Genomic DNA, 26,167 nt, shown 5'->3' with positions numbered 1-26,167 from the left:
CTACCGCCCGGCCCATGACCGACGCATACTGCCCGCCCGACACGCCGCTGGATGTCCTTCACGAGGATCACGAATTGCTGGTGGTGAACAAGCCATCTGGCCTGCTGTCGGTGCCGGGGCGGGGGGCGCATCTGGCCGATTGCCTGCTGTCGCGGGTGCAGCTGGCCTTTCCGCAGGCGTTGCTGGTGCACCGGCTGGATCGCGATACCTCGGGGGTTATCGTCTTTGCGCTGACCCCGCCGGCGCAGCGCCACCTGGGCCTGCAATTCGAGAAACGCCAGACGAAAAAGACCTATGTCGCGCGGGTCTGGGGGCGGCTGGAGCCGAAGACCGGCACGGTCGACTTGCCGCTGATCGTGGATTGGCCGAACCGGCCGAAACAGATGGTGGACCATGAAAACGGCAAACCGGCCATCACCGATTGGCGCGTCCAGCGGTATGAAGACGGCACAACGCGGGTGCGCCTGATGCCGAAAACGGGGCGCAGCCACCAGTTGCGCGTACACATGCAGGCCCTTAGCCACCCGATCCTGGGCGATCCCTTCTATGCCGAGGGTCCGGCGCGCGACGCCCCCCGCCTGATGCTGCATGCCGAAGAGTTGCGCCTGCGTCACCCCGATGGCGGGCGGGGGATGAGTTTTCGTGCACCCTGTCCGTTCTGACCGGGCGACGCTTTTCAAGGTAAAATCCGGGCTTTGGCCTTTGCCTGAAAGATGGGCAAAGGGGCCGTTCAGGTGGGCAGCGCGGCGCGGGCCTGGCCCGTGCTGCGGAATATTCCCTCACATTTTTCGTGAACGCAGGATAGGGGGTTGGAAAAGGTAAGTTTAGAATATATCTAAATCGCATCCCTGATCCTGAACACAACCAAAGGACGCATTCATGACCCTGCGCATCAATGACATCGCCCCGAACTTCACCGCCGACACCACCGAAGGCCAGATCGATTTTCACGAGTGGATCGGCGACAGCTACGCGGTCCTGTTCTCGCACCCGGCCGATTTCACGCCCGTCTGCACCACCGAATTCGCCGCCGCCGCCAAGCTGGCCGACGAGTTTGCCAAGCGCAACACCAAGGTCATCGGCATCTCGATGGACACCGTCGAAGAGCACCTGAAATGGAAATCCGATGTCGAGCAATACGCCGGCACCAAGATGGCCTTTCCGATCATCGCCGACGACAAGTTCAAGGTCGCCCAGCTGTATGACATGCTGCCCGCCGATGCCTACAGCGCCGATGGCACCGCCGATGGCCAGACCGCGACCGTGCGCACCACCTTCATCATCAACCCCGACAAGAAGATCGAGCTGATGCTGATCTATCCGATGACCGTGGGCCGCAACTTCGACGAGATCCTGCGCGCGCTGGATGCGATCCAGAACAACAAGGCCAACCCTGTCGCCACCCCCGCCGACTGGCGCCCGGGCGATGACATGATCGTTCGCATGGACATCTCGACCGAGGATGCCAAGGCGCAGTTCGGCGAGGTCGAAGAGATCTTCCCCTACCTGCGCAAGGTCAAGACCACCGCTGCCTGATCGGGCGCACGGACCCAAAACAAAACGGCCCCGGAGTAATCCGGGGCCGTTCGCGTTTCCAAGGTAGGGCCGGGGATCACTCCTCGGCCTTTTCCTCTTTCGTGGCTTCTTCGCCGGTCTCCTGGTCCACGACCTTCATCGACAGGCGCACCTTGCCGCGGTCGTCAAAGCCCAGCAGTTTCACCCAGACCTCTTGCCCCTCTTTCAGCACGTCCGAGGGGTGGTTCAGGCGGCGGTTCTCGATCTGGCTGACATGCACCAGCCCGTCACGCTTGCCAAAGAAGTTCACGAAGGCGCCGAAATCGACGATCTTCACGACCTTGCCCTTGTAGACCTTGCCTTCTTCCGGCTCTGCCACGATCGAGTAGATCATGTCATAGGCCTTCTGGATGGCTTCGCCGTTGGGGCTGGCGATCTTGATGACGCCGTCGTCGTTGATGTCGACCTTGGCGCCAGAGGTTTCCACGATCTCGCGGATGACCTTGCCGCCCGAGCCGATCACTTCGCGGATCTTGTCGGTCGGGATCTGCATGGTTTCGATGCGCGGCGCGTGGACCGAGAATTCCCCGGCCGAGGTCAGCGCCTTGGACATCTCACCCAGGATATGCATCCGGCCCTCTTTCGCCTGGGCCAGCGCACGTTCCATGATCTCGGGGGTGATGCCCGCGACCTTGATGTCCATCTGCAGCGAGGTGATGCCGTTCTCGGTGCCCGCAACCTTGAAGTCCATGTCGCCGAGGTGATCCTCGTCGCCCAGGATGTCGGTCAGAACGGCGTAGGAACCGTCCTCTTCCAGAACCAGGCCCATGGCCACACCCGCGACCGGCGCCTTCAGCGGCACGCCCGCATCCATCATCGACAGCGAACCGCCGCAGACAGACGCCATGGACGAGGAGCCGTTGGATTCCGTGATCTCGGACACGACGCGCAACGTGTAGGGGAAATCGGTGGGCGCCGGCAGAACCGCCTGCAGCGCGCGCCAGGCCAGTTTCCCATGGCCGATCTCGCGGCGGCCGGGGCTGCCAACGCGGCCAACCTCGCCGACCGAGTAGGGCGGGAAGTTGTAGTGCAGCAGGAAGTTGGACCGGAAATTGCCGTGCAGCGCGTCGATGATCTGTTCGTCATCGCCGGTGCCCAGCGTGGTCACGACCAGACCTTGGGTTTCGCCGCGGGTGAACAGCGCCGAACCATGGGTGCGGGGCAGCAGGCCCACCTCGCAGGTGATCGGGCGCACTTGGTCCAGCGCGCGGCCATCGATACGGCGGCCGTTCTTGACCACATCGCCGCGCAGCACGGTCGATTCCAGCTTCTTGATGGCAGAGCCGAGGTTCGGATCTTCCAGCTGTTCTTCGGACAGGCCGGCCTTGATCTCTTCCTTGGCGGCGGCGACGGCGGCGACACGCTCTTGCTTGTCGGTGATCGCGTAGGCGGCGCGCATCTTGTCTTCGCCCAGCCCTTTGACGACCTCGTAGAGCGCCGAGTAATCCGGGGGGGTAAAGTCGAAGGGTTCCTTCGCCGCCTCTTCGGCCAGGCTGACGATCAGGTCGCAGACCGGCTTGATCTGCTCATGCGCAAAGGTCACCGCGCCCAGCATTTCGGCCTCGGCCAGTTCATAGGCCTCGGACTCGACCATCATCACCGCGTCGCGGGTGCCCGCAACGACCAGGTCCAGCCGCTGCTCGGGCTTGTTGCGCAGGTCCTGCATGTCCTCGACATCGGGGTTCAGGACATATTCGCCATCCACATAGCCCACGCGGCACCCGGCGATCGGGCCCATGAAGGGCACGCCGGAAATCGTCAGCGCGGCGCTGGCGGCGATCATCGCCACGATATCGGGGTCGTTGACCAGATCGTGCGACAGCACCGTGCACATCACCAGCACTTCGTTCTTGAAGCCGGGGACGAACAGCGGGCGGATCGGACGGTCGATCAGGCGGGCGGTCAGCGTTTCCTTTTCGGTCGGCCGCGCCTCGCGCTTGAAGAAGCCGCCGGGCACCTTGCCCGCGGCATAGTATTTTTCCTGGTAATGGACCGTCAGCGGGAAGAAGTCCTGCCCCGGTTTCTGTTCGCGGGCGAAGGTCACGTTGGCCATGACCGAGGTTTCGCCCAGCGTGGCGATGACAGAGCCATCGGCCTGACGGGCAACCTTGCCCGTTTCAAGGGTGAGGGTATCCTGCCCCCACTGCATCGATTTCGTCGTAACGTTGAACATACGTATATCCTGTAAGGGAGCACTCCCGGCCCTCCGGGTCTCCCATTGCTATGGCGGCCCCATTGCCGCCGACCCCTCCTATCCATGTCGAGCGCCGGGGTCAGGGCGCAACGTCTCAGATATGGGGGCCATACAGGAGTTTCCCCTTGGTGGAAAGGGGTATGACCGTTTCGCCCGGTCAGGGGAAACCGGTGCATTTCGGTGCAGTTTTCGCCTTTGCACCGCAGCGACGCTGTCACAGGCCGCAAAAGACAACGCCCGCTCGGATGAGCGGGCGTTCAGGATTTCGTCGCGTGCCTTGGATCAGCGGCGGATGCCCAGTTTCTGGATCAGGCTCTGGTAACCGGCTTCGTCCTTGCCTTTCAGGTAGTCCAGCAGCTTGCGGCGCTGGGCGACCAGCTTCAGCAGCCCACGGCGGGAATGGTTGTCCTTCTTGTGGGTCTTGAAATGCTCGGTCAGCGTGCTGATGCGGCTGGTCAGGATCGCGATCTGCACCTCGGACGAACCGGTGTCGCCCTCTTTGGTGCCGTATTCCTTGATCAGGCGTGCCTTTTCTTCGGCGGTAATCGACATCGGGGTCTCCTTTCGAAAGGGTTGATGGCACAAGCCGGGATGTCGTCCAGCAGGGCCCGTGGAGGATACCGCCCGCAGGCGGATGTGGTCGTCTAGGGGATTCGGACCCGAAAGGAAAGGGGGCCGACACCGCCATTTCCGCACTTGGCGCGAACAATCTGGTCGCCTTGTCCTGAACTGACGCATTGCTGGCGACAATGCCTTCAAAATGCCGCTTTTCGTTTGTGTCTTGGGGCCTTCGGGCAGAGACTGCGCTGGTTCCATGGTTTTGGGGGATGGAAAAATGGCCGGTTTCGCGGTGCTTATGGGTCTTATGACGGTCGGCCTGATCGTTGGTCTGTTCGACGATGACGACAACGATAACGAATCGACGCCCGATTGGGATTGGCCCAACGGGGATGACGAAAAAGGTGTCGTCCTGGAGGGCGACGAGGACGACAACGAGCTTGTCGGAACCGAATACGACGACGAATTGTACGGCAACGGCGGCGATGACGTGCTGTCCGGCCTGGACGGCGACGATCTGCTCAGCGGGGGCACCGGGGACGATGTTCTGGACGGTGGCCAGGGCTACGACACCCTCAGCGGCGGGACCGGCAACGACACCCTGGTCGGTGGCGCCGGCATGGACACGCTGAGCGGCGGCGACGGCAACGACCTGCTGCAAGGCTCTGCCGGTATGGATACGCTGGACGGCGGTGACGGCGACGACACCCTGGAGGGGGGCGGCTGGGACGACCTGATGTCGGGTGGCGATGGCGACGACCTGATGCTGGGCGGCACGGGCGACGATACGCTGATCGGCGAACTCGGCGACGATATCATGCTGGGCGAGGGCGGCGACGACACCCTGACCGGCGGCGAGGGCGACGATGTGCTGCGCGGCGGCACCGGGGTCGACACCCTGTCCGGCGGCGAGGGCAACGACGAGATGTACGGCGGCGGCGGCAACGACACGTTGTCTGGCGACGAGGGCGACGATTACCTTGAGGGCCGCCTGGGCGCCGACACCCTGCTGGGCGGGGCGGGCGACGACATTCTGAACGGTACCGATGACGGCGTCGCCGACGGGTTGATCGGCAGCGACGATCTGGACCAGGCCGACACTCTGGACGGCGGGGACGGCAACGACGCGATCCTGCTGGGCGATGGCGATACCGCGATCGGCGGCGAAGGGGCGGACCTTTTCGCCACCGGCACCTATATCGACCCGGACGATACAGGGTTCGTTGCGGATTTCGATGTGACCGAGGACGTGATCGAGGTGATCTACGACCAGACGGTGGTGACAGAAACGCCCGAAGTGACCTTCGCCGATGGCGAGGAAGACGGCACCTTTATCGTCTTGTTCAACGGCAGCCCGGTTCTGACCGTCCAGGGCGAACAGCCTGCCGATCCCTCGCAGGTCCTGCTGACGCCCACGGAATACGGCCCGACCTCGCTATAGGCGCGGGCGCATGTGCCGCGCCCGCTACAGGGCGCGGCCGATTTCGGACGACAGGTCGGTTTCGGGGCGCAACTCGATCATGGCGGGATCGGCACCGGCGGCATCGATCAGCACCGCCAGGGGCTGCCCGTCCAGCAGCAACAGCGCATCCGCGCTGCCCGCTTCGGTGGGGATCAGGGTCAGGGCGGGATCGGGATAGGCGGTTGGGTCGTACATGACGACCAGCCGATCGCTGGCCGCGTCGAAATCCATGATCTGGGCCGGGCCATCGGCCGTGCCGGTCAACCAGTCCCCCAGCACCATCAGGTCGGCATCCGCGCCGCCTGTGGCGATGTCCCCGCCGCCGATCAACAGCGTATCCGCCCCACTGCCCCCGTTCAGGTAATCGGTGCCGCCCGCATCGGTCAGCGTGCCCGTCGCGCCATCAACGGCCACGCTGACCAGCAGGTCGTCGCCATCGTTGCCGTTCATCACGTCATCGCCTGCGCCGCCCAGCAACGTGTCGTTGCCCAGCCCGCCCATCAGCCCGTCATCGCCCGCGCCGCCCAGCAGCGTATCGGCGCCCGGCCCGCCGATCAGTGTGTCCTGCCCCGTGCCGCCGACCAGCAGGTCGTCGCCCGCCTGGCCCGCAAGCGCGTCGTCGCCGGCCTCTCCCAGCAGGGTATCGTCGCCGGTATCGCCCTCCAGCCGGTCGCTGCCCGCGCCGCCGCAAAGGGTATCGTCATCCCCGGCACCCATCAGCAGGTCATCGCCCGCGCCGCCCGCCAGCAGGTCGTCGCCCGCCGCGCCGTACAGCACGTCGTCCCCCTCTTCGCCCAGGATCCGGTCGTCTGCGGCGGTGCCGTTCAGCGCGTCGTTGCCCGCCCCGCCACCGATCGGCGCGGTGCCGGTGTTGCCTGTGCCCTGTGCGGTGCGGCTGTCCGTTCCGTCGAACGATCCATAGCTGCCCGCACCGCCGCTGACACCGCTGCCGGTAACGATCGTCATATCCCCGTCCGCGCTGTCGGCGGTCAGATCGTCCTCGGTCATGTCGTCGTCCGCCGGGTCGCCCAGCAGCGTGTCGCCAGGATCCTCTGCCGCGCCGTCCGCCAGCAGGGGCGTCGGGTCAGGCGCGGCCGTTTCGCCGTCGTTTTCCGCCGGGGTGTCGTCATCCTCTTCGGTCGCCGGGTCGCTGAAATCGACGGCGCTCCCAACCAGAAGAAGGCCCAAAAGGCCGGCCAGTGCGAACATCTCACCCTCCCCGGTGCCGGCGCGTGCCGGACCGATCACCACCCCCATCGGCAAGCATAGCCGGAACCCGCCCGCGCCGCGACAAGGACCGCTGTGGATGGTTAACGCCCCGCTGCCGTGGGCCAGGGCTCGGGCTGCTGCGTATAGGCGATGTAAAGCGGGTGTTTTGGGTGCCCGGCCTGCGTCAGCCCCAGATGCCACAGCGCGCAGCCCGTGCCGCGCAACAGCCGTTCCACCGCCGGGCCACGGTCCAGATGCGCGCCATGTGTGCCCCAGGCGCAGATCACCTGATCGGCCCAGGGCGCGCTGTCGGCGATTGCGGTGTCATTGGCCGGCCCCACAGGATCGGGGGCGGCGCGCATCACGCGCGGGTCGGTCGCGCGATAGGCAAAGATGTTGGTGACCCGGAACGCCCCGAACCCCAGGGCGCGGGCGCGCCGCTCGCACCGTTCCACGGTGGGGTCGTTCTGCACCTCTGTCGCGGTAGAGGGGTTCAGCATCACGAACAGCGCCCGCCGCCCGTCCGGATCCCAGGTGCGCGTCAGCAGATAGCGGTAGGCCTCGCAATCGGAATAGACGGCCTCCGACGCGGCATCGCCTTTCTGATGGGTGCGGGTAATCATCGCGCCGCTCAGGTGTTGAACACCCGGCTGGGGTGCAGTTCGCCCGCCTTGTAGATCCCCACCGCGACTGCCTGCCCGTCGAGCGAGGCCCAGGCCTCGTCCCCGTATTCGGCATCCGCCGTCACCACGATCCCGGGATTGCCGTTGCGCAGGCGCGCGGCGCCCTCATGGGTGGTGCGCAACTCGGGCAGGTCGGCAAGCCCCTCTTCCAGCGGGCGCAGGTAATCGTCCAACTCGGGCGATTTCGCCAGCTCCTCGATCAGTGCCATGCTGACGCCATCCTCGGCGTCGAAGGGGCCGGACCAGACGCGGCGCAGGGTTTTCACATGGCCCAGACAACCCAGTGCCTGCCCCAGGTCGCGCGCGATGGACCGGACATAGCCGCCCTTGCCGCAGACCATTTCCAGCTCGACATGATCGGGATCGGGGCGCGCGATCAATTCCAGGCTGTCGACATAAAGGGGGCGCGCGGCGATCTCGACATCCTCGCCGGCGCGGGCGCGGGCATAGGCGCGTTCGCCGTCGATCTTGACGGCGGAAAACTGCGGCGGCACCTGCATGATGTCCCCTTCAAAGGCGGGCAGGGCGGCAGCGATCTGGTCGTCCGTGGGCCGCGCGTCAGAGGTGGCGATCACCTCGCCCTCGGCGTCGTCGGTATTGGTGGCCGCGCCCAGCCGCACGGTAAAGCGGTAGGCCTTCAGCGCGTCGGTGATGTAAGGAACCGTCTTGGTCGCCTCGCCCAGGGCGATGGCCAGAACGCCCGTCGCCGCCGGGTCCAGCGTGCCTGCATGCCCGGCCTTTTTCGCGTCAAAGGCCCAGCGGACCTTGTTCACCACGGCGTTCGAGGTCATCCCCTCGGGTTTGTCCACGACGATCCAGCCCGAAATGTCGCGTCCCTTGCGGCGTCCCAATTGCGATGCTCCGTTTTGCAAGATGAGGCCCGCCTGCTAGCGAAGCCGCGCGCCCGCGTCAACGCGGTGCGTCCGCGACCGCAGCCACGATGGGGCCCATCGGCAAACCGCCATCGGCGCGGTTGATCTCTGGGGCGAACAGGCGGGAAATCTTGCCGTCCAGATACAGCGCCTGCGGCGTGCCCAGCACGTCGCGGAACAGGCGGGCAAATTCGTGGAACGTTACGGGCCGGGCGGAAATCGCGAAATGCACGCGCCCGTCCGCGTCAACGCCCACCCCGTTGCGGATATGGCGCGAGGTGCTGTCGGGCAGAAACCGGGGGTGCAGCGCCCCGTCGATCACCAGCATCGGGCCGGATTGGGTTGCGTGGCGGCATTCGGGCATGCGGTCCAGATAACGGCGGGTTTCGATCACCTCGGCGCGGCCATCGGCCAGGCACAGGATGCCGTTGGGTAGCATGCCGAAATTGCCCGGCCCCGCGCGGGCGACGGTGGGGGTCAGAACCTGGCCGTCCTCGATATACAGGCCAACGGGCGCACGGTCGGGGTGATACATGCCGCCGTTCATCGCGAAGACTGGCGCCTGGCCCCTGCTGTCCAGCAGTGCCTCCAGCCGGGCGAAGCTGCCGATGATCTGTCCCGTGTCGTCGCGCAGGAACATCCGCAGCTGCGTTTGCGCCGGGTCGAAGCTGCACACCGTGTAACGGCGGCCCTCATGGGTCAGCGATTGGCAGCCGGCTGCGGCCAGCCCCGGCAGCAGAAACAGGATCAGGACAAGGGCGGCCCTAATCCCCATCGTCCCCGTGCCCGGCCAGGTCGCGTTGCACCGCGTCCTGCGCCAGCAGGCGGCGGGTCTCGTCCATCCTGTCAAAGGTCTCGTCGATCGCGAACCGCAGTTCGGGCGAAAATTTCAGCGTCAGCTTTTTCGACACCATCCGGCGCAATTCACCCCTGTTGCGGCGCAGCGCGGCCAGCGCATCCTCTGCGCCCTGTCCGCCCAGCGGCAGAACGAACGCGGTTGCCACCCGCAGGTCCGGCGAGGTGCGCACCTCGCCCACGGTGATCGACATGCGGTTCAGTTCCGGGTCGTGCACATCGCCGCGGGCCAGAACCTCTGACAGGGTGCGGCGGATCAGTTCGCCGACGCGAAGCTGGCGTTGAGAGGGGGCGGAAGAGCGTGACATGTTCCCCATCTAGGCGATGCGCGGGGCTTTGCCAAGCGGTGGGCGCTGGGGTAGACCGGGCGCGACACCAGATGGAGGGCAAGATGGGCAACCTGCCGGGAATCGTCGTGATGGGGGCGTCGGGCCGGATGGGCCAGATGTTGACCCACACCGTACTGCAAAGCGACCGCGCGCGGCTGATCGGCTGCGTGGAGCGGCCCGGCCACCCCTGGGTGGGCCGCGATGTGGGCGAGGCCATGGGCGGTGCGCCGATCGGGTTGCAGGTCACCGATGATGCCGTGGGCATGATCGCGCAGGCGCAGGCGGTGATCGATTTCACCGTGCCCGCCGCCACCGTCGCCACCGCCACGCTGACCGCGCAGGCCCGCGCGGTGCATGTGATCGGCACCACCGGCTTTGCCCCCGAAGACCTGGAAAAGCTGCGCGCCGCCGCGCGTCATGCGGTGATCGTGCGGGCCGGCAACATGAGCCTGGGCGTAAACCTGCTGGTCGGCCTGACCCGCAAGGTGGCCGCCGCCCTGGGCCCCGAGTTCGACATCGAGATCGTCGAGGCGCACCACCGCCACAAGGTCGATGCCCCCTCGGGCACCGCCCTGATGCTGGGCGAGGCCGCGGCCGAGGCGCGCGGCGTGGCCCTGTCCGAGGTTGCCGATCGCGGCCGCGACGGGATCACCGGCGAACGTCAGGCGGGCGCCATCGGCTTTTCGGCGATTCGCGGCGGGGACGTGGTGGGCGAACATGACGTGATCTTTGCCGGGGCGGGCGAACGGCTGGTGCTGCGTCATGTCGCGACCGACCGGGCGATCTTTGCGCGCGGGGCGCTGGCCGCCGCACTCTGGGGGCAGGACCGCAAGCCCGGCGAATATGACATGACCGACGTTCTGGGCCTGTAGCCGCTGATCCGGTCCGGGCGTGGCCGCGTATACCCCCCGTGACATGGCACGGAGGTTCGCGATGATCCGCCCCCTTTTCGCCGCCGCGCTGGCGCTGCCTGCAACGCCCCTTTGGGCCGAAGGGTTCCAAAGGGTGGAAACCCGTGCGGGGTTTCTGGGCCTGGTCGAGGGCCGCAGCCTGACCCGATTCGGTATCTCGCTGGATGTGGCCCCCGGCGGCACCATCGCCGGACAGGCCTTCGGGCGCCAGGTGCGCGGGGCCTGGCGGTGGGAGGGGCGCTATTTCTGTCGTGACATGGTCGTGGGCAGCGAACGCTTGGGCGACAATTGCCAACTGGTGCAGGTGCGCGGGCAAACGCTGCGCTTTACCGCCGACCGGGGCGCGGGGGACACGGCGGACCTGCGCCTGAAATAGGCGCGCCGCGCGGCGGTCAGAAATCGACCGCGATCCCCTTCTTCTCCCAATCGCCATAGCGCACGGGTTCCGGCCCGTCGCGGCCGCCCAGTTCCGTGGGCATCGCGTGTGCCTCGGCCTCGGCCTTCTTGCGGCGTTCTGCGGCCTCTTGCAGGGCGCGGATCGCGGCGGGGGGCAGATCCTTGCGGGGTTCGTCTGTCATGGCGGGGCTCCTTGCCGGTGCGGCAATGGTGATATACCCCGGCGCGGTTGACTGGCAAGCGGGGGCACGGGCGATGGCAGGGCAGGGCGACAGGGCGCGGGGGGCGGCGTGGCAATTGCTGCGCGCGGTGCTGGAGGACCGCCAGCTTCTGGCCGAGATGGAGGGCGAGTTCGGCCCCCTGGCCGATCTGACCCCGGCGGAACGCGCGCGCGCAGCCCGGCTGGCGCGGATGACCCTGCGCCACATCGACCGGGCCGACGCCGTGCTGAAGCCGCACCTGCGCAAAGCCCCGCCGCCCCCGGTGCGCGCCCTGCTGCGCCTGGCCACCGTCGAAATGCTGCAAGAGGCCGCCGCCGCCCATGGCGCGGTCAATGCCGCCGTGGCGTTGGCCCGTGCGGACCGGCGCACCGGCGCGATGGCCGGGCTGGTCAACGCGGTGCTGCGCAAGGTGGCCGAGACCCCGCCCGCCGCGTGGGACGCGCTGCCGCCGCAACGTTTGCCCGGCTGGCTGCGCGGGCGGTTGGACAGCGCCTGGGGCCGCGCCGCCGTGACGGGGGTTGAGGCCGCGCATGCCGCCGGTGCGCCCCTGGACCTGACGCCGCGCGATGGCGACGCGGACGCGCTGGCCGACATGGTCGGGGGCGTCGCGCTGCCCACCGGATCGGTACGTCTGCACGGGGCGGCGCAGGTGTCCGCCCTGCCGGGCTATGCCGAGGGCGCCTGGTGGGTGCAGGATGCTGCCGCCGCGCTGCCCGCGCGCCTGCTGGCCGCGAAACCCGGCGAACGGGTGGCCGACCTGTGCGCCGCGCCCGGGGGCAAGACGATGCAACTGGCGGCCACCGGGGCACAGGTCACCGCATTGGACATTTCCGAACAACGCATGGCGCGGGTAGAGGAAAACCTGGCCCGCACCGATCTGTCCGCCGATCTGGTAGTCGCCGATGCGCTGACATGGTCGCCGCCCCAGCCCCTTGATGCGATCCTGCTGGATGCGCCCTGTTCGGCCACCGGTACGATCCGCCGCCATCCCGACCTGCCCTTTGCCAAGGACGGCGCGTCGATCAAGCCGCTTTTCGCGTTGCAGGCACAACTGCTGGACCGGGCGCTGGACCTGCTGGCGCCGGGGGGGCGGCTGGTCTTTTGCACCTGTTCGTTGCTGCCCGAAGAGGGCGAAAAACAGGTCGCCGCCACGCTGGACCGTCACCCCGGCCTGTCCGTCCGGCCCGCCGATCTGCCGGGTATTGCGCCCGACTGGCGCGACGATCTGGGCGGGCTGCGCCTGCGCCCCGATTTCTGGCCGGATCGCGGCGGGATGGATGGGTTCTATATGGCCTGCCTTGTCAAATCGGGCTGAGCATGCGGCAAAGCCGGTGACACCCGCGCCCGGCGCCGGTATTGTGGGCCAAACAGGCAAAATGTCCCAGAGCAGTACCCGACCATGGCAGGCGCCCGGCACAGCCCCCCCGCGTCGCGGCCGCGCGGCAACACGATGATCCGCCTTCAGGCGCGGCTGGCAGGATTTGCCCGCCCGGCCAGCGGGTTCGTGTCGCAGCCCGAGCCGCGTTCGATCGGGTCTTACGCGCGTGGGCGCCAGCTGTGTGCCGGGAATTTCCTGTTCGAGGGCGCCCTGGTCGAGGCGCCGGATACCCCCATCTGGGATCTGGACCCGCCCGGCCCGGCCTTTGCCGCGGCGCTGCACGGTTTCACCTGGCTGGACGATCTGGCGGCCGCGGGCGACGGCGCGGCGCGGCGCTGCGCGCAGGATTGGACGCTGGGCTGGATTGCCCGCTATGGCCGGGGGCGCGGGCCGGGCTGGACCCCGGACCTGACCGGGCGGCGGCTGATCCGCTGGGTGCACCATGCGCTGTTGCTGCTGAACGGTCTGGACGGGGAGGGGGCGCGGGCGCTCTATGGGTCACTGGCCCGTCAGACCCGTTTTCTGTCGCGCACATGGCGCCGGGCGCAGCCGGGCCTGCCCCGGTTCGAGGCGTTGACCGGGCTGCTTTATGCGGGGCTGTCGCTGACGGGGCTGGACCGCTATACCGCCCCCGCCCTGCGCGCGTTGGAACGGGAATGCGCGGGCCAGATCGATGCCGATGGCGGCATTCCCAGCCGCACCCCCGAGGAATTGCTGGACATCTTTACCCTGCTGACCTGGGCCGAGGCGACATTGCGTGAGGTCGGGCGCGAACCGGGCCCCGCCCACCGCGCCGCGATCGAACGCATCGCGCCGGTGCTGCGTGCGCTGCGCCATGCCGATGGCGGGCTGGCGCGGTTTCATGGGGGCGGGCGCGGCCTGCCCGGTCGGCTGGACCAGGCCCTGGCAGAGGCCGGCGTGCGCCCGCGCGGGATCAAGGGGCTGGCGATGGGCTATGCGCGGCTGTCGGCGGGGCGCAGCACCGTGATTGTCGATGCCGCGCCGCCGCCCGTCCGCGCCGCCGCGCGTCAGGCGCATGCCTCGACCCTGGCGTTCGAGCTGACCTCGGGCCGCCGCCCGGTGATCGTCAATTGCGGCGCGGGGGGCAGTTTCGGGCCCGACTGGCGCAAGGCGGGGCGCGCCACGCAATCCCATTCGGCACTGGGGCTGGATGGGCTGTCCTCGTCCCGGCTGGGGGCGTTGCACGGGCGCGGCCAGGGGCTGTGGCTGGTGGACACGCCCGCGACGGTAGAGGCCCGGCAGGAATCGGGGCTGGGCGGGCACGGCCTGACCGCCTGGCATGACGGTTATGGGCCCACCCACGGACTGACGCATGTGCGCCAGTTGCGGCTGGCCTATGACGGGCGCGCCCTGTCGGGCGAGGACACGCTTGCCGCCTTTGACGAGGACGAGCGCGCGCGCTTTGACCGGGCGATGGACGGGGTCAGCCTGCAGGGGATCGGCTTTTCCATCCGATTCCATCTGCACCCCGATGTGGATGCCGCGATCGACATGGGCGGCGCGGCGGTGTCGCTGGCCCTGAAAAGCGGTGAAATCTGGGTTCTGCGTCACGATGGCGCCGCGGAATTGCGGCTGGCGCCCAGCGTGTACCTGGAAAAAGGCCGCCTGAAACCGCGCGCGACGAAACAAATCGTTCTATCTGCCCGCGTGATGGATTATGCGAGCCTCATCACATGGACCCTGGCCAAGGCGCAGGACACTCCGCGGGCGCTGCGCGATCTGGAACCAGCTGCGACCGACGAGGCCCTGGTGCTGTCGCAGACACCCTAGGGCCGGGCCCGCCGACCACACACGAAGGATACCCCGATGACCGATCTCGTCCCCGTTCGCCGCGCATTGCTTTCCGTTTCCGACAAGACCGGGCTGGTCGAACTGGGCCAGGCGCTGGCCGCGCGCGGGGTGGAACTGTTGTCCACCGGCGGCACCGCCAAGGCCCTGCGCGAGGCGGGCCTTGGCGTGGTGGATGTGGCCGAGGTGACGGGATTTCCCGAAATGATGGACGGGCGGGTCAAGACGCTGCACCCGATGGTGCATGGCGGCCTGCTGGCGCTGCGCGACAACCCCGAGCATCTGGCCGCGATGGAAACCCATGGCATCGCCGGAATCGACCTGCTGGTGGTGAACCTTTACCCGTTCGAGGCGACCGTCGCCAAAGGGGCCGATTACGCCGAATGTGTCGAGAATATCGACATCGGTGGCCCGGCAATGATCCGTGCGGGCGCCAAGAACCATGCCTTCGTGAACGTGGTGGTCGATACCGAGGATTACGCCGCCCTGCTGGCCGAACTGGATGCCAATGACGGTGCGACCTCGCTGGCCTTCCGCCAGCAACTGGCGCAGACCGCCTATGCCCGCACCGGGGCCTATGATGCGGCGGTGTCCAACTGGATGGCCGGTGCCATCGGGCAGGACGCCCCCCGCCGCCGTGTAGTGGCCGGGTCTCTGGCCCAGACCCTGCGCTATGGCGAAAACCCGCACCAGCGCGCGGCCTTTTACCTGGACGGATCCGACCGGCCCGGCGTGGCGACCGCGAAACAGTGGCAGGGCAAGGAACTGTCCTACAACAACATCAATGACACTGACGCGGCGTTCGAACTGGTCAGCGAATTCCTGCCTGCCGATGGCCCGGCCTGCGCGATCATCAAGCACGCCAACCCCTGCGGCGTGGCCCGCGGCGCCAGCCTGGAAGATGCGTACCGCCGGGCGTTTGACTGCGACCGGACCTCGGCCTTTGGCGGGATCATCGCGCTGAACATGAAGCTGGACGAGGCCACGGCGCGCGCGATCTGTGAGATCTTTACCGAGGTCGTCATCGCGCCCGCCGCTGACGATGCCGCCAAAGAGGTCTTTGCCGCCAAGAAGAACCTGCGCCTGTTGACCACCGGGGGCCTGGCCAACCCGGCCGCCGCCGGGATGACGATCCGGCAGGTCTCCGGCGGGTTCCTGGCGCAGGACAAGGATAACGGGCGGATCACCGCCGACGATCTGAAGGTGGTCACCAAGAAAGCCCCGACCGAGGCCGAGATCGCCGATATGCTGTTCGCCTGGACCGTGGGCAAGCATGTGAAATCCAACGCCATCGTCTACGTCAAGGATGGCGCGACCGTGGGTGTCGGCGCCGGCCAGATGAGCCGGGTGGATTCCACCCGCATCGCCGCGCGCAAGGCCCAGGACATGGCCGAGGCCGTTGGCCTGCCGGGCACGCCGACCAAGGGGTCGGTCGTGGCCTCTGATGCGTTCTTCCCCTTCCCCGATGGTCTGTTGACGGCGGCCGAGGCCGGGGCGACGGCGGTGATCCAGCCCGGCGGGTCCATGCGCGACGACGAGGTGATCGCCGCCGCCGACGAGGCCGGGCTGGCGATGGTGTTCACCGGCATGCGCCACTTCCGGCACTGATCGGCAGGGGGGGCGGGCGATGCGCGCGCTGTTTGCCATGGCTGGGGCGGTGTTCGCCCTGGACCAGATCGTCAAGGTGTACGTGGTGCACGTGCTGGACCTGGCCGAAACGCTGCGCCTGGATGTCTGGCCCCCCTACCTGAACCTGCGCATGGCGTGGAACCGGGGGATCAATTTCGGCCTGCTGCCCGCCGAGGGCGATGCGGGCCGCTGGATCCTGATCGGGGTTGCCCTGGCGATTTCGGCGGGCGTGCTGGTCTGGATGCTGCGCGAGTCGCACGGCATCTGGGCGCGCCTGTCGGCGGGGTTGCTGATCGGGGGCGCGTTGGGCAATGCGGTGGATCGGGTGATCTATGGCGCGGTGGCCGATTTCCTGAACATGTCGTGCTGCGGGATCGACAATCCTTATGCGTTCAATGTGGCCGATATCGCGATTTTTGCCGGGGCGTTGGGGCTGGTCGTCTTTACCGGCCGCGACAAGACCCCGTGACGCGGGCGGACACCTGCGTTAAAGAGGGCGGAACCGGATGGAGGGACGAAAGATGCGTGTCAGTCGGAGCATGCTCCTGGGGGCGGTGGTGGCCTCAATCCTGGCTGGCTGCTCGGGCGACAAGACCCCGCAACTGATGAATGTCCGCTCGCAATCCGGCTCGCCGGACGAATTCATGATCCTGCCGAACAAGCCGCTGGAAATGCCGCAGGATCTGTCGGCGCTGCCCGCGCCGACCCCGGGCCAGTCCTCGCGCACCGATCCGACACCTGAATCCGATGCGATCGCCGCCCTTGGCGGGCGCCCGGGGGCCGGGGCGCGGGCCGATAACGGCCTGATTTCCCATGTCACCCGCTTTGGCGTGTCGCAGTCCATCCGTCAGACCCTGGCGGCCGAGGATCTGGAATACCGCCGCCGCAACGATGGCCGGCTGCTGGAACGGGTGTTCAACACCAACGTCTATTTCCGCGCCTACGAAAGACAGTCGCTGGACCAGTACGCCGAACTGGAACGCTGGCGGCAGCGGGGCGTGCGCAACGTTTCCGCACCCCCCAAGGCGACGCTGTCCGAAGAGGATTGAGCCCGCTCACATCCCCGTGGCCCCGTCTTGAAAACGGCCCCTTTCCCCGTAGCTTGAACTGGAACGGTTCGAAAGGGGACGGGCGATGCGGCGACTGCGCAACCTACTGGTTCTTCTGCTGATCTGGGCAGGTCCGGCGACGGCCGACCGGGTGACCGACTTTACCCTGGATAACGGGTTGCAGGTCGTCGTGATCGAGGATCACCGCGCGCCGGTCACCGTGAACATGGTCTGGTATCGCGTCGGCGCCGCGGATGAACCGCCCGGCGTTTCGGGGATCGCGCATTTCCTGGAACACCTGATGTTCAAGGGCACGGACGAGGTTGCGCCGGGCGCGTTTTCCCGCATCGTCAAGGCGCAGGGCGGGTCCGACAATGCGTTCACGTCCTGGGATTACACGGCCTATTTCCAGCGCGTCGCCGCCGACCGGCTGGACCTGATGATGCAGCTGGAGGCCGACCGCATGACCGACCTGCGCCTAGCCGGGCCGGATGTGGAAACCGAACGCGACGTGATCCTGGAAGAGCGTAACCAGCGCACCGACAACGACCCCGGCGCGCTGTTTCGCGAACAGATGCGCGCGGCGCTTTACCTCAACCACCCTTACGGCATCCCGATTATCGGCTGGCGGCATGAAATGGAAACTCTGTCCAAGGCCGATGCGCTGGCGTTCTACGACACCTATTACGCGCCGAACAACGCCATCCTTGTCGTGGCCGGCGACGTGACGCCCGATGCGGTGCGCGACATGGCGCAGACGCATTTCGGCGGACTGGCCCCGTCGGATGCGCTGCCTGCACGCGTGCGCCCGCAGGAACCGCCGCACCTGGCCGAACGGCGCGTGATGTTCGAGGATCCGCGCGTTGCACAGCCTTATCTGATGCGCAGCTATCTGGCCCCCGAACGCGACTCTGGCGACCAGGGGCGCGCCGCCGCCCTGACCTATCTGGCGGAATTGCTGGGGGGCGAGGGGGCCACATCCTTCCTTGGTGAGCGGCTGCAATTCGAGCGGCAGGTCGCGCTTTATACCGGCGCGTCCTATGGCGGGCTGTCTCTGGACGACACTGCGTTCAACCTGTTCGTCGTGCCCGCCCCCGGCGTGTCGCTGGAAACGGCCGAGGACGCACTGGACAAGGCGCTTGCCGCCTTCTTGCGCGAGGGGGTGGACCCGGCCCTGTTCGACAGCCTCAAAAGTCAGTTGTTGGCCGCCGAGATCTACGCCCGTGACAACATCCAGGGACTGGCCCGGCGCTATGGCCGCGCGCTGACCTCTGGCCTGACGATCGAGGATGTGCAGGCCTGGCCCGACGTGTTGCAGGCGGTGAAGCCAGAGGATGTGATGGCCGCCGCGCACGACCTTCTGAAAGGCGGGAACGCCGTGACCGGCTGGCTGTCGCGACCCGTGGCAGAGGTGACGGAGGTGACCCAATGATGCGCCTGATTCTTGCCCTCGCGCTTGCGCTGACGATGGCCGCGCCCGTTCGGGCCGCGATTGAAATCCGGCAGGTGACATCGCCCGGCGGTGTGGGCGCGTGGCTGGTCGAAAGCCACGACATTCCCTTCGTGGCGCTGGAAATCCGCTTTCGTGGTGGGGCCAGCCTGGACGCGCCGGGCAAACGCGGGGCGACCAACCTGATGACGGCCCTGCTGGAGGAGGGGGCGGGCGACATGGGCGCCCGCGAATTTGCCCGCGCCCGCGATGCGCTGGCCGCCAGCTTTCGCTTTGACGTTGGCGCGGATTCGCTGCGGGTGTCGGCCCGCATGCTGAGCGAAAACCGCGATCAGGCCGCGGATCTGCTGCGGCAGTCGCTGCACGCCCCGCGTTTCGATGCGGACGCGATCGAACGGGTGCGCGGGCAGGTGTTGTCGGCCATTGCCTCTGATGCCAAGGACCCGCAGGCGCTGGCCAGCCAGACCTTTGATCGGCTGGCCTTTGGCGACCATCCCTATGGCAGCGCCCCCGATGGCACGGCGGACAGCGTGCAGGCGCTGCGCCGCGCCGATCTGGTCGAGGCGCATGCACGGGTGATCGCGCGCGACCGCCTGTATGTGGCCGCCGCGGGCGATATCACGGCGCAGGAACTGGGCCTGCTGCTGGACCGGCTGTTTGCGGGCCTGCCGGAAACCGGCGCCCCGATGCCGCCGCAGTCGGATTACGGGCTGCCGGGCGGTGTAACCGTGGTGCCCTTCGACACGCCGCAGGCGGTGGCGGTGTTCGGCCAGCCGGGCATGGAACGCGACGATCCCGACTTCTTTGCTGCCTATGTGATGAACGAGGTTCTGGGCGCGGGCGGCTTCGGCTCTCGTCTGATGGAAGAGGTCCGCGAAAAGCGGGGCCTGACCTACGGCGTCTATTCCTATCTCTACCCGATGGACCTTGCGCCGATGATGCTGGGGCAGGTGGCCTCGTCCAACGGGCGGGTCGCCGAGGCGATCGAGGTGATCCGGGCCGAATGGGCGCGCATGGCCCAGGATGGCGTCACGCAAGAGGAACTGGAGGCGGTAAAGACCTACCTGACCGGGGCCTACCCGCTGCGATTCGACGGCAACGCCAAGATCGCGCGCATTCTGGTCGGCATGCAGATGGATGGGCTGAGCCCCGATTACGTCACCACGCGCAACGACCGTATCCGCGCGGTGACGCAAGAGGATATCCGCCGCGTGGCATCCGACCTGTTGCAGCCCGATGCACTGCATTTTGTCGTGGTCGGTCGGCCCGAGGGGCTGGAAACGCCCGCGAACTAGGGCCGGCCGGGCCGCTCAGGCCAGTTCCTCGGCGCGCGCCTGGCGGACGCGGTCAGCCTCCTTGCCGTGCAACTCTTCGTAATGATCGAAGCGGGCCTCGAACCAGGCGGTGCCGTGGCTCAGCCCACCAAGCGCCTGGAACAGCTCCTCTTTCGCGGCGGCGGGGATCAGGGCCTGAAACACGTCCCAGCCGCGCGCCCTAGGGTGGGCCTCAAACCCCAGAACCTGCCCCTTCAGGCTGCTGGCCAGTGCGACCAGCGACCCGCTATAGACGCTGGGCACATGGATATCGACCCGGTCGATGGGTTGCAGCACCACCGCGCCGGCCTGTTCCAGCGCCTCGCGCACGCCGTTTCGCGCGGCGGTGCGAAAGGCATGGTCGGAACTGTCCACCGCGTGATGCTTGCCATCGGTCAGGGTGACCGCGACATCCACCACCGGGAATCCCAGCGGCCCGCGCACCATCGCCTCTTGTGCGCCGGCCTCGACCGCGGGGATATAATTGCGCGGCACCGCGCCGCCCTTGACCGTTTCGTCAAAGGCAAAGCCCGCGCCGCGCCCCTGCGGCCGCACGGTCACCTGCACGTCGGCGAACTGTCCCGCGCCGCCCGATTGCTTGCGGTGGCGGTGGTGGGTGTCCACGGGTTTCGTGATCGTTTCGCGGTAGATGCCAGAGACGGGGTGTTCCTCTGCCGCGATCCCGAAATCCTCTGCCAGCTTGGCCAGAACACGCCGCAGGTGGATCGGCCCCTGCAGCCAGACCAGCAGTTGCCCGGTTGCCGGATCCTGCGTGGTTTCCATCCCCGGATCGCTGGCCGCCATGCGCGCCAGCGCGGCCGACAGGCGCGCATCGTCGCGTTCATTTGCGGGGGACAGCAGCCGGGCATAGGCAGGCGGGCGCCCGTGGGTCCAGCCGGGCAGCGGCGTGCTGTCCTGGGCGGTGTAGGCCAGGCCAGGGTTCAGGTGATCGGATTTCACCGCCACCGCCAGCGTGCCGGGGGCCAGCGGTTCGGCCACCGGCTTGCCGTCTATGCCCGACAGGTTGCCGATGGTGTCGCCGGCCAGGGGCGCGGCGTGCTGGATGCCGGTGCCCAGGGCGCGGATCAGGATGGATTTGCCGACATGGCGCTTGGTGTCGGCGGCCACGCCGATGGCCAGGGGATCGGCCACGCGCAGCCGCGCCCTGAGCACCGACATGCCAGGCGCCTCGTGGCGCAGCGCCTTCATCAGCCGGGTCAGCCCGTTGCCATGCCCCGCCGCGCCCAGATAGGCGGCCATCACGCGGTTGTCCCGATGCGCCTCGGCCAGGACCGAGTAGATTTCTTCGGGGGCGGGGTCGCGATCCTCGATCAGCTCTTCCATCAGGTGATCGTCGTAATCGGCCAGGTGTTCCAGCAGGTCGGCGCGGGCCTCCTGCTCGCGGTCCTGAACATGGGCCGGGATCTCGACCAGGCGCGAGGGCTGGCCCTCCTGATACTGAAAGGCCCGCTCTGAAATCAGGTCCACCGCCCCGGTCACATGCCCCTCCGCATCGCGGATCGGGGCCTGACGCAGAATGATGTGGTGCTGGGCATAGGCCTGCAGCGCGCCGACGATGTCGCGGATGCGGGCATCCATCAGGTCCATCTTGTTGATGAAGACAAAGCAGGGAACGCCCGATTCCTCGACCAGCCGCAGATAGGGCGCAGCCAGAACCGCGGCCTGCGGATCGGGACCGACGCACAGAACGGCGGCATCCGAGGCGGCCAGCGCCTCGCCCGCCTGGCCCAGGTAGTCGGGGCCGCCGGTGATGTCGAACCCGGCCCAGGGCTCATCCAGATAGGTGAACTGGCGCACACTCAGCGCGTCGGTAAAGGTGGCGGCGGTGGCGCGCCCCTCCAGCGCGCTCAGCGCGTTCAGCAGCGTGGTCTTGCCCGCCTGCGAGGGGCCCAAAATCGTGAAACAGCGCATCTGACATCCTCCGATCGGTCGCGTTGGCGGGGTTCATGCCGCCCTGCGCGCCGGTCGGATGCTGCGCCCGGGTCGGGCCGCCCGAGGGGGCAGCCGGCCATGGGTGCGGCCGCCACAGGCGCCGGGCCGCTGTCCCGTTCCCCGCGATGTTCGGCCTTCAAGTCATGCCGGGTCAAGGGAAATCGGGTGCCTGCGCGCCCTGACCGCGCCTGCCCCTGCCGCGCCCTTTCCCGGCCGCCGGCCATCTTCTTCTTGGCCAAATACCCCGGGGGAGTCGCCGCGCAGGCGGCGACGGGGGCAGCGCCCCCAAACGGTCGGCTTGCCGCAGGCAAGCCGAAACCGGAACGGCTCAGACCGACATGCAGATGTATTTCATCTCCAGGTAGTCCTCGATCCCGTGGCGGCTGCCCTCGCGGCCCAGGCCCGACTGTTTGACCCCGCCAAAGGGCGCCGTTTCGGTCGAGATGATGCCGGTATTGACCCCGACGATCCCGTATTCCAGCGCCTCTGCCACCTTGTAGACGCGCGACAGGTCGCGGGCATAGAAATAGGACGCCAGGCCAAAGATCGTGTGGTTCGCCATGGCGATCACCTCGTCCTCGGTCTCGAACCGGAACAGCGGCGCCACGGGGCCAAAGGTTTCCTCGGTCGCGCATTTCATCGCCTGGGTCGCGCCGGTGACGACCGTGGGTTCATAGAACGTCCCGCCATTGCCGTGCCGCTGGCCGCCGCGCAGGATCTGGCCCCCCTTGGCGGTGGCGTCGGTCAGGTGATCCTCGACCTTTTCCAGCGCGGCGGTGGAAATCAGCGGGCCCAGGTCGGTGTCCGGCTCCAGCCCGTTGCCCACCTTCAGGCGGCCCACCGCCTCGGCCAGTTTCTTGGCGAATTCGTCGTAGATGCCGGCCTGCACGTAGATCCGGTTGGCGCAAACGCAGGTCTGGCCGTTATTGCGAAACTTGCAGGCAATCGCGCCCTCGACCGCCGCGTCCACATCGGCGTCGTCGAACACGATGAAGGGCGCATTCCCGCCCAGTTCCATCGAGCATTTCTTGACCTGCGGCGCGGCCTGTTCCAGCAGGATACGCCCCACCTGGGTCGACCCGGTAAAGGTGATCTTGGCGATATCGGGGTTTTCGCAGAACTCCTTGCCGATATCCGCCGACCGGGTAGAGGGCAGGACCGAAAAGACGCCCTCGGGAATCCCGGCCCGTTCGGCCAGCACCGCCAGCGCCAGCGCCGACAGCGGCGTATCCTCGGCCGGTTTGACAAGGAAGGTGCACCCGGCCGCCAGGGCAGGCGCCGCCTTGCGGGTAATCATGGCGTTGGGAAAATTCCAGGGCGTGATGGCCCCCACCACGCCGATGGGCTGGCGGATCACGCTCAGCCGCTTGTCGGGGGCATGGCCCGGGATCGTTTCGCCATAGATGCGCTTGGCCTCTTCGGCGAACCATTCGACGAAAGACGCGCCATAGGCAATCTCGCCCTTGGCCTCGGCCAGCGGTTTGCCCATCTCGGCGGTCAGGATCACGGCCAGGTCGTCCTGCGCGGCCATCATCAGGTCGAACCAGCGGCGCAGGATGTTGGCGCGTTCCTTGGCGGTGCGCGCGGCCCAGTCCTTTTGCGCGGCCTTGGCGGCAGCGATGGTGCGCGCGGTTTCGGCGCGGGTCAGATCGGGCACGTTGGTCAATACCGATCCGTCGGCGGGGTTCAGGACCTGAAACGTGGCGCCGTCATCGGCCCCGGCCCAGGTGCCGGCCAGATAGGCGCGGTCGGCCAACAGCGCGGGGTCGTTCAGAAGGGTCTTGAGATCGGTTCCGGGCATCATGCATCCTCCCTTGGACTTTGGCACAGGCAAACCACGGGGGGCGGGGCGATGTCCAGACACGAGGACGGGATCGACTGGGACGACGCCTATGCCAATGCCGCCCATATCCCCGGCGCGGCTGATTACCCGCCCCGCTGGGCGGCGCAGGCGGCGGCCTTTCGCGCGCAGGCGCGCGGCGAATGCGATCTGCCCTATGGGGCCCACCCGCGCCAGCGGTTCGATCTGTTCCTGCCCCCGGCCGCAGCGCGCGGGGTGGTGGTGTTCGTCCATGGCGGCTATTGGCTGCGGTTCGACAAGTCGGTCTGGTCGCACCTTGCCGCCGGTCCGCTGGCGCGAGGCTGGGCCGTCGCAATGCCCAGCTATCGGCTGGCGCCAGAGGCCCCGATCGCCGAGATCACCCTTGATATCGCCGGTGCGCTGACGGTGATGGCACGGCTGGCGCGCGGGCCGCTGGTGCTGTCCGGGCATTCGGCAGGCGGGCACCTGGTGGCGCGGATGATCTGCGACGATATCGAACTGCCCCCGCAGGTGGCCGGGCGCATCGCCCGCGTGGTGCCGATTTCGCCCCTGTCCGACCTGCGCCCGCTGTTGCGAACGCAGATGAACGCCGCTTTCGGATTGGATGTGGCTGCGGCCAGTGCAGAAAGCCCGGTCTGCCACATCCCCCGCGATGATGTGCCCGTCACCGCCTGGGTGGGCGGGGGCGAATTGCCCGCCTTTCTGGACCAGGCCCGCTGGCTGGCCCGCGCCTGGCCCGGCACGGCGCTGCATGTCGAATCGGGCCGGCACCATTTCGACGTGATCGACGGGCTGGCCCAAGCCGACAGCCCCCTGACCGCCGCCCTGCTGGACGGGTTCGCGGATTAACGGCCGAAGCCCGCCAGCGCCTTGTAATCGATTGCCTCCAGCACCGGCAGCATCGTATCGGCATCCGCCCCGCTGGCCTGCACCAGGATGCGGCTGTCGACCAGCGCCGTCAGTTCGCCATCCTGATCGACGAATTTCTGCCGGCCCACGCGGATGATCTCGCCGCCCGCGGCCATCAGCATGGGGCTGGCGAACATCGCGCCCATCGCCCCGACCATCGGGTTGTCGGCCATCAGGGTAACGGTAAAGCTGGCGCCATTGCCGGAATAGACCGCCTCGGCCCCGGTGCCGCCGCCCATCATGGCCAGACCCTGGTTCATGTCGGTATTGACCTCGCGGCTCCACCCCTCGGGCGCGGGTGGCAGATAGGCGGTCAGCCCCTCGGCCTTCATCGCGCGCAACAATTGCTGAGCATAGGCCAGTTCCTCCAGCGCGTATTGCACATCACCGGATTCATAGGCCTCGATGGCACTTTGCAGCGTGTCGGTCACGTCATCGGCCAGGGCAGGGGTCGCGGCGCTCAGGGCAAACGCGGCGCTCAGAATCAACCGTTTCATGGGGGTCCTCCGCAGGTAAGGCCCCCAGCCTAGCACCCGCCCCGTCACCGCTCAATCGCGCGGGCCGAAGCGTGCGATCCAGGCCGGACGCGTATCGCCGGGCTCTGGCCTGGCGTGATAGACCCCGCGCGCGATGGCCCGCGCCAAGCAGGTTGCGGCGGCATGGCCCAGGCGCAGCGGGTCGCCCGCCGGGTCGGCCAGGGCGCGGGCACCTGTCGCCGCGGCAAAAACCAGATCGCCGTCAAACGGCGTATGGCTGGGCGACAGGGCGCGCGCCATGCCGTCATGGGCGGCCACCGCCAGGCGCGTGGTCTGCGCCTGGGTCAGCTTGGCATCGGTGGCGACGATCGCGATGGTGGTGGCCTCGCCCGGGCCGATCTCTAGCGCGGGTTCGGCGCCGGGATCGTTGGCCCCGGTGCCCAGCCCGCCGAACTCGTCCCCGATTTCCCAGGGCGCGGCCCAGAATTGCGGCCCGCCGCCCATCACGGCCGATCCCAGGGCATTCACAGCCACCAGTGCGCCCACGGTCATCCCGCCCTCCAACACGACAGAGGCCGAGCCGATACCGCCCTTCAGATCGGCGGTCGTGGCGCCATAGCCCGCCCCCGCGCTGCCCAGGGCGAAATCTGCGCCCGCCGCTGCCAGCGCCGCGCGGCCAAGCGCGGGATAGGGGTTTTGCGTCCATCCCTTGTCGCCCCCGTTCAGCAGGTCGAACAGGATCGCCCCGGGCACGATAGGCACCTGAACCCCGCCCACGGCAAATCCGCGCCCGGCCGTGCGCAGCCCCTCGACCACGCCCCCGACCGCGTCCAGCCCAAAGGCCGATCCGCCCGACAGAACCAGCGCGTCCACCTCCTGCACCAGCTTGTCGGGGGCCAGCAGGTCGGTTTCCCGCGTGCCCGGCGCGCCGCCCATCACATGCACCCCGGCCACAAAGGGCGCCGCGCCCACCAGCACGCTGACCCCGGATTTCAGCCGCGCGTCCTGCGCCTGCCCGACCCGCAGCCCGTCCACATCGGTAATCAGGTTCCGCCGCCCCGGTCGCATCGCGCCCCCCTGTCCTTCTTCTTGGTCCAAATACCCGCGCGCGGCG

General features: G+C 67.8%; 25 protein-coding genes. 13 read left to right on the top strand and 12 right to left on the bottom strand.

What is annotated here, in order from left to right; translation table 11 throughout:
- Positions 1-14: 14 nt before the first annotated feature.
- Together EV656_RS00365 and EV656_RS00360 are read left to right on the top strand one after the other, a co-directional pair.
- Positions 15-662, top strand: a complete 648-nt coding sequence (locus EV656_RS00365) for an RluA family pseudouridine synthase (RefSeq protein ID WP_132598327.1) — start codon at positions 15-17, stop codon at positions 660-662.
- A gap of 217 nt (positions 663-879) precedes the next feature.
- A complete protein-coding gene (locus tag EV656_RS00360) occupies positions 880-1,536 on the top strand; it encodes a peroxiredoxin (RefSeq protein ID WP_132598325.1) in 657 nt (218 codons plus the stop codon).
- A gap of 76 nt (positions 1,537-1,612) precedes the next feature.
- Here the strand turns inward: EV656_RS00360 and pnp are convergent, their stop codons facing one another.
- Together pnp and rpsO are read right to left on the bottom strand one after the other, a co-directional pair.
- Positions 1,613-3,748 (bottom strand): polyribonucleotide nucleotidyltransferase, encoded by a 2,136-nt coding sequence (gene pnp / locus EV656_RS00355; protein WP_132598323.1) that lies wholly within the window; start codon positions 3,746-3,748, stop codon positions 1,613-1,615.
- Between the two features lie 303 nt (positions 3,749-4,051).
- Entirely contained in the window at positions 4,052-4,321 is a 270-nt protein-coding gene (gene rpsO / locus EV656_RS00350; RefSeq protein ID WP_132598321.1) for a 30S ribosomal protein S15, read from the bottom strand.
- A gap of 283 nt (positions 4,322-4,604) precedes the next feature.
- Here rpsO and EV656_RS00345 point away from each other — a divergent pair, with 283 nt between their 5' ends.
- Positions 4,605-5,768 carry a calcium-binding protein gene (locus tag EV656_RS00345; RefSeq protein WP_165918900.1) on the top strand — a complete coding sequence of 388 codons (1,164 nt, stop codon included), beginning with the start codon at positions 4,605-4,607 and terminating at the stop codon, positions 5,766-5,768.
- A 24-nt stretch (positions 5,769-5,792) separates the two neighbouring features.
- Here EV656_RS00345 and EV656_RS00340 read toward each other — a convergent pair whose 3' ends face one another.
- The 5 genes from EV656_RS00340 to rbfA form a co-directional block, all read right to left on the bottom strand.
- Entirely contained in the window at positions 5,793-6,998 is a 1,206-nt protein-coding gene (locus EV656_RS00340; protein ID WP_165918899.1) for a calcium-binding protein, read from the bottom strand.
- 101 nt (positions 6,999-7,099) lie between these two features.
- On the bottom strand, positions 7,100-7,621 hold the full coding sequence (locus EV656_RS00335; RefSeq protein WP_132598315.1) for a DUF1643 domain-containing protein: 522 nt from the start codon (positions 7,619-7,621) through the stop codon (positions 7,100-7,102).
- Positions 7,622-7,629: 8 nt separating this feature from the next.
- The gene (gene truB / locus EV656_RS00330) at positions 7,630-8,532 is read right to left on the bottom strand and encodes a tRNA pseudouridine(55) synthase TruB (RefSeq protein ID WP_132598313.1); all 903 of its coding nucleotides are present in this window, start codon (positions 8,530-8,532) and stop codon (positions 7,630-7,632) included.
- Between the two features lie 58 nt (positions 8,533-8,590).
- Positions 8,591-9,328, bottom strand: coding sequence for a phosphodiester glycosidase family protein (locus EV656_RS00325; RefSeq protein WP_132598311.1), 738 nt, complete (start codon positions 9,326-9,328; stop codon positions 8,591-8,593).
- Positions 9,318-9,725, bottom strand: a complete 408-nt coding sequence (gene rbfA, locus EV656_RS00320; protein WP_132598309.1) for a 30S ribosome-binding factor RbfA — start codon at positions 9,723-9,725, stop codon at positions 9,318-9,320. The genes EV656_RS00325 and rbfA overlap by 11 nt, the downstream gene beginning before the upstream one ends.
- Positions 9,726-9,799: 74 nt before the next feature.
- Between rbfA and dapB the strand changes: the two genes are divergently transcribed.
- Positions 9,800-10,609, top strand: a complete 810-nt coding sequence (gene dapB / locus EV656_RS00315; RefSeq protein WP_132598307.1) for a 4-hydroxy-tetrahydrodipicolinate reductase — start codon at positions 9,800-9,802, stop codon at positions 10,607-10,609.
- Between the two features lie 61 nt (positions 10,610-10,670).
- Complete coding sequence (locus tag EV656_RS00310) at positions 10,671-11,024, top strand: dihydrodipicolinate reductase (RefSeq protein ID WP_132598305.1); 354 nt, start codon at positions 10,671-10,673, stop codon at positions 11,022-11,024.
- A gap of 16 nt (positions 11,025-11,040) precedes the next feature.
- On the opposite strand, the gene EV656_RS00305 is transcribed toward EV656_RS00310, so the two are convergent.
- Positions 11,041-11,226: a DUF1674 domain-containing protein gene (locus EV656_RS00305; protein ID WP_132598303.1), complete on the bottom strand. Its 186-nt coding sequence runs from the start codon at positions 11,224-11,226 to the stop codon at positions 11,041-11,043.
- A 73-nt stretch (positions 11,227-11,299) separates the two neighbouring features.
- Here EV656_RS00305 and EV656_RS00300 point away from each other — a divergent pair, with 73 nt between their 5' ends.
- From EV656_RS00300 to EV656_RS00270, 7 genes are all read left to right on the top strand, one after another.
- Positions 11,300-12,580, top strand: a complete 1,281-nt coding sequence (locus tag EV656_RS00300; RefSeq protein ID WP_132599439.1) for an RsmB/NOP family class I SAM-dependent RNA methyltransferase — start codon at positions 11,300-11,302, stop codon at positions 12,578-12,580.
- Positions 12,581-12,715: 135 nt separating this feature from the next.
- Positions 12,716-14,434 carry a heparinase II/III family protein gene (locus tag EV656_RS00295; RefSeq protein WP_132598301.1) on the top strand — a complete coding sequence of 573 codons (1,719 nt, stop codon included), beginning with the start codon at positions 12,716-12,718 and terminating at the stop codon, positions 14,432-14,434.
- 36 nt (positions 14,435-14,470) lie between these two features.
- Positions 14,471-16,060: a bifunctional phosphoribosylaminoimidazolecarboxamide formyltransferase/IMP cyclohydrolase gene (gene purH / locus EV656_RS00290; RefSeq protein ID WP_132598299.1), complete on the top strand. Its 1,590-nt coding sequence runs from the start codon at positions 14,471-14,473 to the stop codon at positions 16,058-16,060.
- Positions 16,061-16,079: 19 nt separating this feature from the next.
- Positions 16,080-16,550 (top strand): signal peptidase II, encoded by a 471-nt coding sequence (gene lspA, locus EV656_RS00285; protein WP_132598297.1) that lies wholly within the window; start codon positions 16,080-16,082, stop codon positions 16,548-16,550.
- A 52-nt stretch (positions 16,551-16,602) separates the two neighbouring features.
- On the top strand, positions 16,603-17,130 hold the full coding sequence (locus EV656_RS00280; RefSeq protein ID WP_132598295.1) for a DUF3035 domain-containing protein: 528 nt from the start codon (positions 16,603-16,605) through the stop codon (positions 17,128-17,130).
- An 85-nt stretch (positions 17,131-17,215) separates the two neighbouring features.
- Positions 17,216-18,562: a M16 family metallopeptidase gene (locus EV656_RS00275; protein WP_132598293.1), complete on the top strand. Its 1,347-nt coding sequence runs from the start codon at positions 17,216-17,218 to the stop codon at positions 18,560-18,562.
- Positions 18,562-19,875 (top strand): M16 family metallopeptidase, encoded by a 1,314-nt coding sequence (locus tag EV656_RS00270; RefSeq protein WP_132599437.1) that lies wholly within the window; start codon positions 18,562-18,564, stop codon positions 19,873-19,875. Before EV656_RS00275 ends, EV656_RS00270 begins: the two co-directional genes overlap by 1 nt.
- 15 nt (positions 19,876-19,890) lie before the next feature.
- On the opposite strand, the gene EV656_RS00265 is transcribed toward EV656_RS00270, so the two are convergent.
- On the bottom strand, positions 19,891-21,825 hold the full coding sequence (locus EV656_RS00265) for an elongation factor G (RefSeq protein WP_132598291.1): 1,935 nt from the start codon (positions 21,823-21,825) through the stop codon (positions 19,891-19,893).
- Between the two features lie 349 nt (positions 21,826-22,174).
- Positions 22,175-23,647 (bottom strand): NAD-dependent succinate-semialdehyde dehydrogenase, encoded by a 1,473-nt coding sequence (locus EV656_RS00260; RefSeq protein WP_425057160.1) that lies wholly within the window; start codon positions 23,645-23,647, stop codon positions 22,175-22,177.
- 51 nt (positions 23,648-23,698) lie between these two features.
- On the opposite strand from EV656_RS00260, the gene EV656_RS00255 reads away from it, so the two are divergent.
- Positions 23,699-24,517, top strand: a complete 819-nt coding sequence (locus EV656_RS00255; RefSeq protein ID WP_207287020.1) for an alpha/beta hydrolase — start codon at positions 23,699-23,701, stop codon at positions 24,515-24,517.
- On the opposite strand, the gene EV656_RS00250 is transcribed toward EV656_RS00255, so the two are convergent.
- Both EV656_RS00250 and EV656_RS00245 read right to left on the bottom strand, forming a co-directional pair.
- A complete protein-coding gene (locus EV656_RS00250) occupies positions 24,514-25,074 on the bottom strand; it encodes a hypothetical protein (protein ID WP_132598287.1) in 561 nt (186 codons plus the stop codon). The two genes, EV656_RS00255 and EV656_RS00250, sit on opposite strands and share 4 nt — an antisense overlap.
- A 51-nt stretch (positions 25,075-25,125) precedes the next feature.
- On the bottom strand, positions 25,126-26,121 hold the full coding sequence (locus tag EV656_RS00245) for a P1 family peptidase (RefSeq protein WP_132598285.1): 996 nt from the start codon (positions 26,119-26,121) through the stop codon (positions 25,126-25,128).
- Positions 26,122-26,167 lie beyond the last annotated feature (46 nt).

This window comes from Rhodovulum adriaticum (assembly GCF_004345735.1).
In the GTDB taxonomy this organism is placed as follows: Bacteria; Pseudomonadota; Alphaproteobacteria; order Rhodobacterales; family Rhodobacteraceae; genus Rhodovulum; species Rhodovulum adriaticum.
Note: the sequence above shows the minus strand (reverse complement) of the source record. Positions and strands in the feature narration are given on the sequence as shown.

Excerpts from the sequence above, each read along its gene's own strand:
- EV656_RS00345 (WP_165918900.1), top strand. The coding sequence starts at position 4,605 with ATGGCCGGTTTCGCGGTGCTTATGGGTCTTATGACGGTCGGCCTGATC.
- EV656_RS00340 (WP_165918899.1), bottom strand. The coding sequence starts at position 6,998 with ATGTTCGCACTGGCCGGCCTTTTGGGCCTTCTTCTGGTTGGGAGCGCC.
- EV656_RS00325 (WP_132598311.1), bottom strand. The coding sequence starts at position 9,328 with ATGGGGATTAGGGCCGCCCTTGTCCTGATCCTGTTTCTGCTGCCGGGG.
- EV656_RS00360 (WP_132598325.1), top strand. The coding sequence starts at position 880 with ATGACCCTGCGCATCAATGACATCGCCCCGAACTTCACCGCCGACACC.
- EV656_RS00265 (WP_132598291.1), bottom strand. The coding sequence starts at position 21,825 with ATGCGCTGTTTCACGATTTTGGGCCCCTCGCAGGCGGGCAAGACCACG.
- EV656_RS00300 (WP_132599439.1), top strand. The coding sequence starts at position 11,300 with ATGGCAGGGCAGGGCGACAGGGCGCGGGGGGCGGCGTGGCAATTGCTG.
- EV656_RS00275 (WP_132598293.1), top strand. The coding sequence starts at position 17,216 with ATGCGGCGACTGCGCAACCTACTGGTTCTTCTGCTGATCTGGGCAGGT.
- rpsO (WP_132598321.1), bottom strand. The coding sequence starts at position 4,321 with ATGTCGATTACCGCCGAAGAAAAGGCACGCCTGATCAAGGAATACGGC.
- EV656_RS00305 (WP_132598303.1), bottom strand. The coding sequence starts at position 11,226 with ATGACAGACGAACCCCGCAAGGATCTGCCCCCCGCCGCGATCCGCGCC.
- EV656_RS00295 (WP_132598301.1), top strand. The coding sequence starts at position 12,716 with ATGATCCGCCTTCAGGCGCGGCTGGCAGGATTTGCCCGCCCGGCCAGC.
- dapB (WP_132598307.1), top strand. The coding sequence starts at position 9,800 with ATGGGCAACCTGCCGGGAATCGTCGTGATGGGGGCGTCGGGCCGGATG.
- EV656_RS00245 (WP_132598285.1), bottom strand. The coding sequence starts at position 26,121 with ATGCGACCGGGGCGGCGGAACCTGATTACCGATGTGGACGGGCTGCGG.
- rbfA (WP_132598309.1), bottom strand. The coding sequence starts at position 9,725 with ATGGGGAACATGTCACGCTCTTCCGCCCCCTCTCAACGCCAGCTTCGC.
- EV656_RS00365 (WP_132598327.1), top strand. The coding sequence starts at position 15 with ATGACCGACGCATACTGCCCGCCCGACACGCCGCTGGATGTCCTTCAC.
- lspA (WP_132598297.1), top strand. The coding sequence starts at position 16,080 with ATGCGCGCGCTGTTTGCCATGGCTGGGGCGGTGTTCGCCCTGGACCAG.
- pnp (WP_132598323.1), bottom strand. The coding sequence starts at position 3,748 with ATGTTCAACGTTACGACGAAATCGATGCAGTGGGGGCAGGATACCCTC.
- EV656_RS00250 (WP_132598287.1), bottom strand. The coding sequence starts at position 25,074 with ATGAAACGGTTGATTCTGAGCGCCGCGTTTGCCCTGAGCGCCGCGACC.
- EV656_RS00335 (WP_132598315.1), bottom strand. The coding sequence starts at position 7,621 with ATGATTACCCGCACCCATCAGAAAGGCGATGCCGCGTCGGAGGCCGTC.
- EV656_RS00255 (WP_207287020.1), top strand. The coding sequence starts at position 23,699 with ATGTCCAGACACGAGGACGGGATCGACTGGGACGACGCCTATGCCAAT.
- EV656_RS00270 (WP_132599437.1), top strand. The coding sequence starts at position 18,562 with ATGCGCCTGATTCTTGCCCTCGCGCTTGCGCTGACGATGGCCGCGCCC.
- EV656_RS00310 (WP_132598305.1), top strand. The coding sequence starts at position 10,671 with ATGATCCGCCCCCTTTTCGCCGCCGCGCTGGCGCTGCCTGCAACGCCC.
- EV656_RS00260 (WP_425057160.1), bottom strand. The coding sequence starts at position 23,647 with ATGCCCGGAACCGATCTCAAGACCCTTCTGAACGACCCCGCGCTGTTG.
- EV656_RS00280 (WP_132598295.1), top strand. The coding sequence starts at position 16,603 with ATGCGTGTCAGTCGGAGCATGCTCCTGGGGGCGGTGGTGGCCTCAATC.
- purH (WP_132598299.1), top strand. The coding sequence starts at position 14,471 with ATGACCGATCTCGTCCCCGTTCGCCGCGCATTGCTTTCCGTTTCCGAC.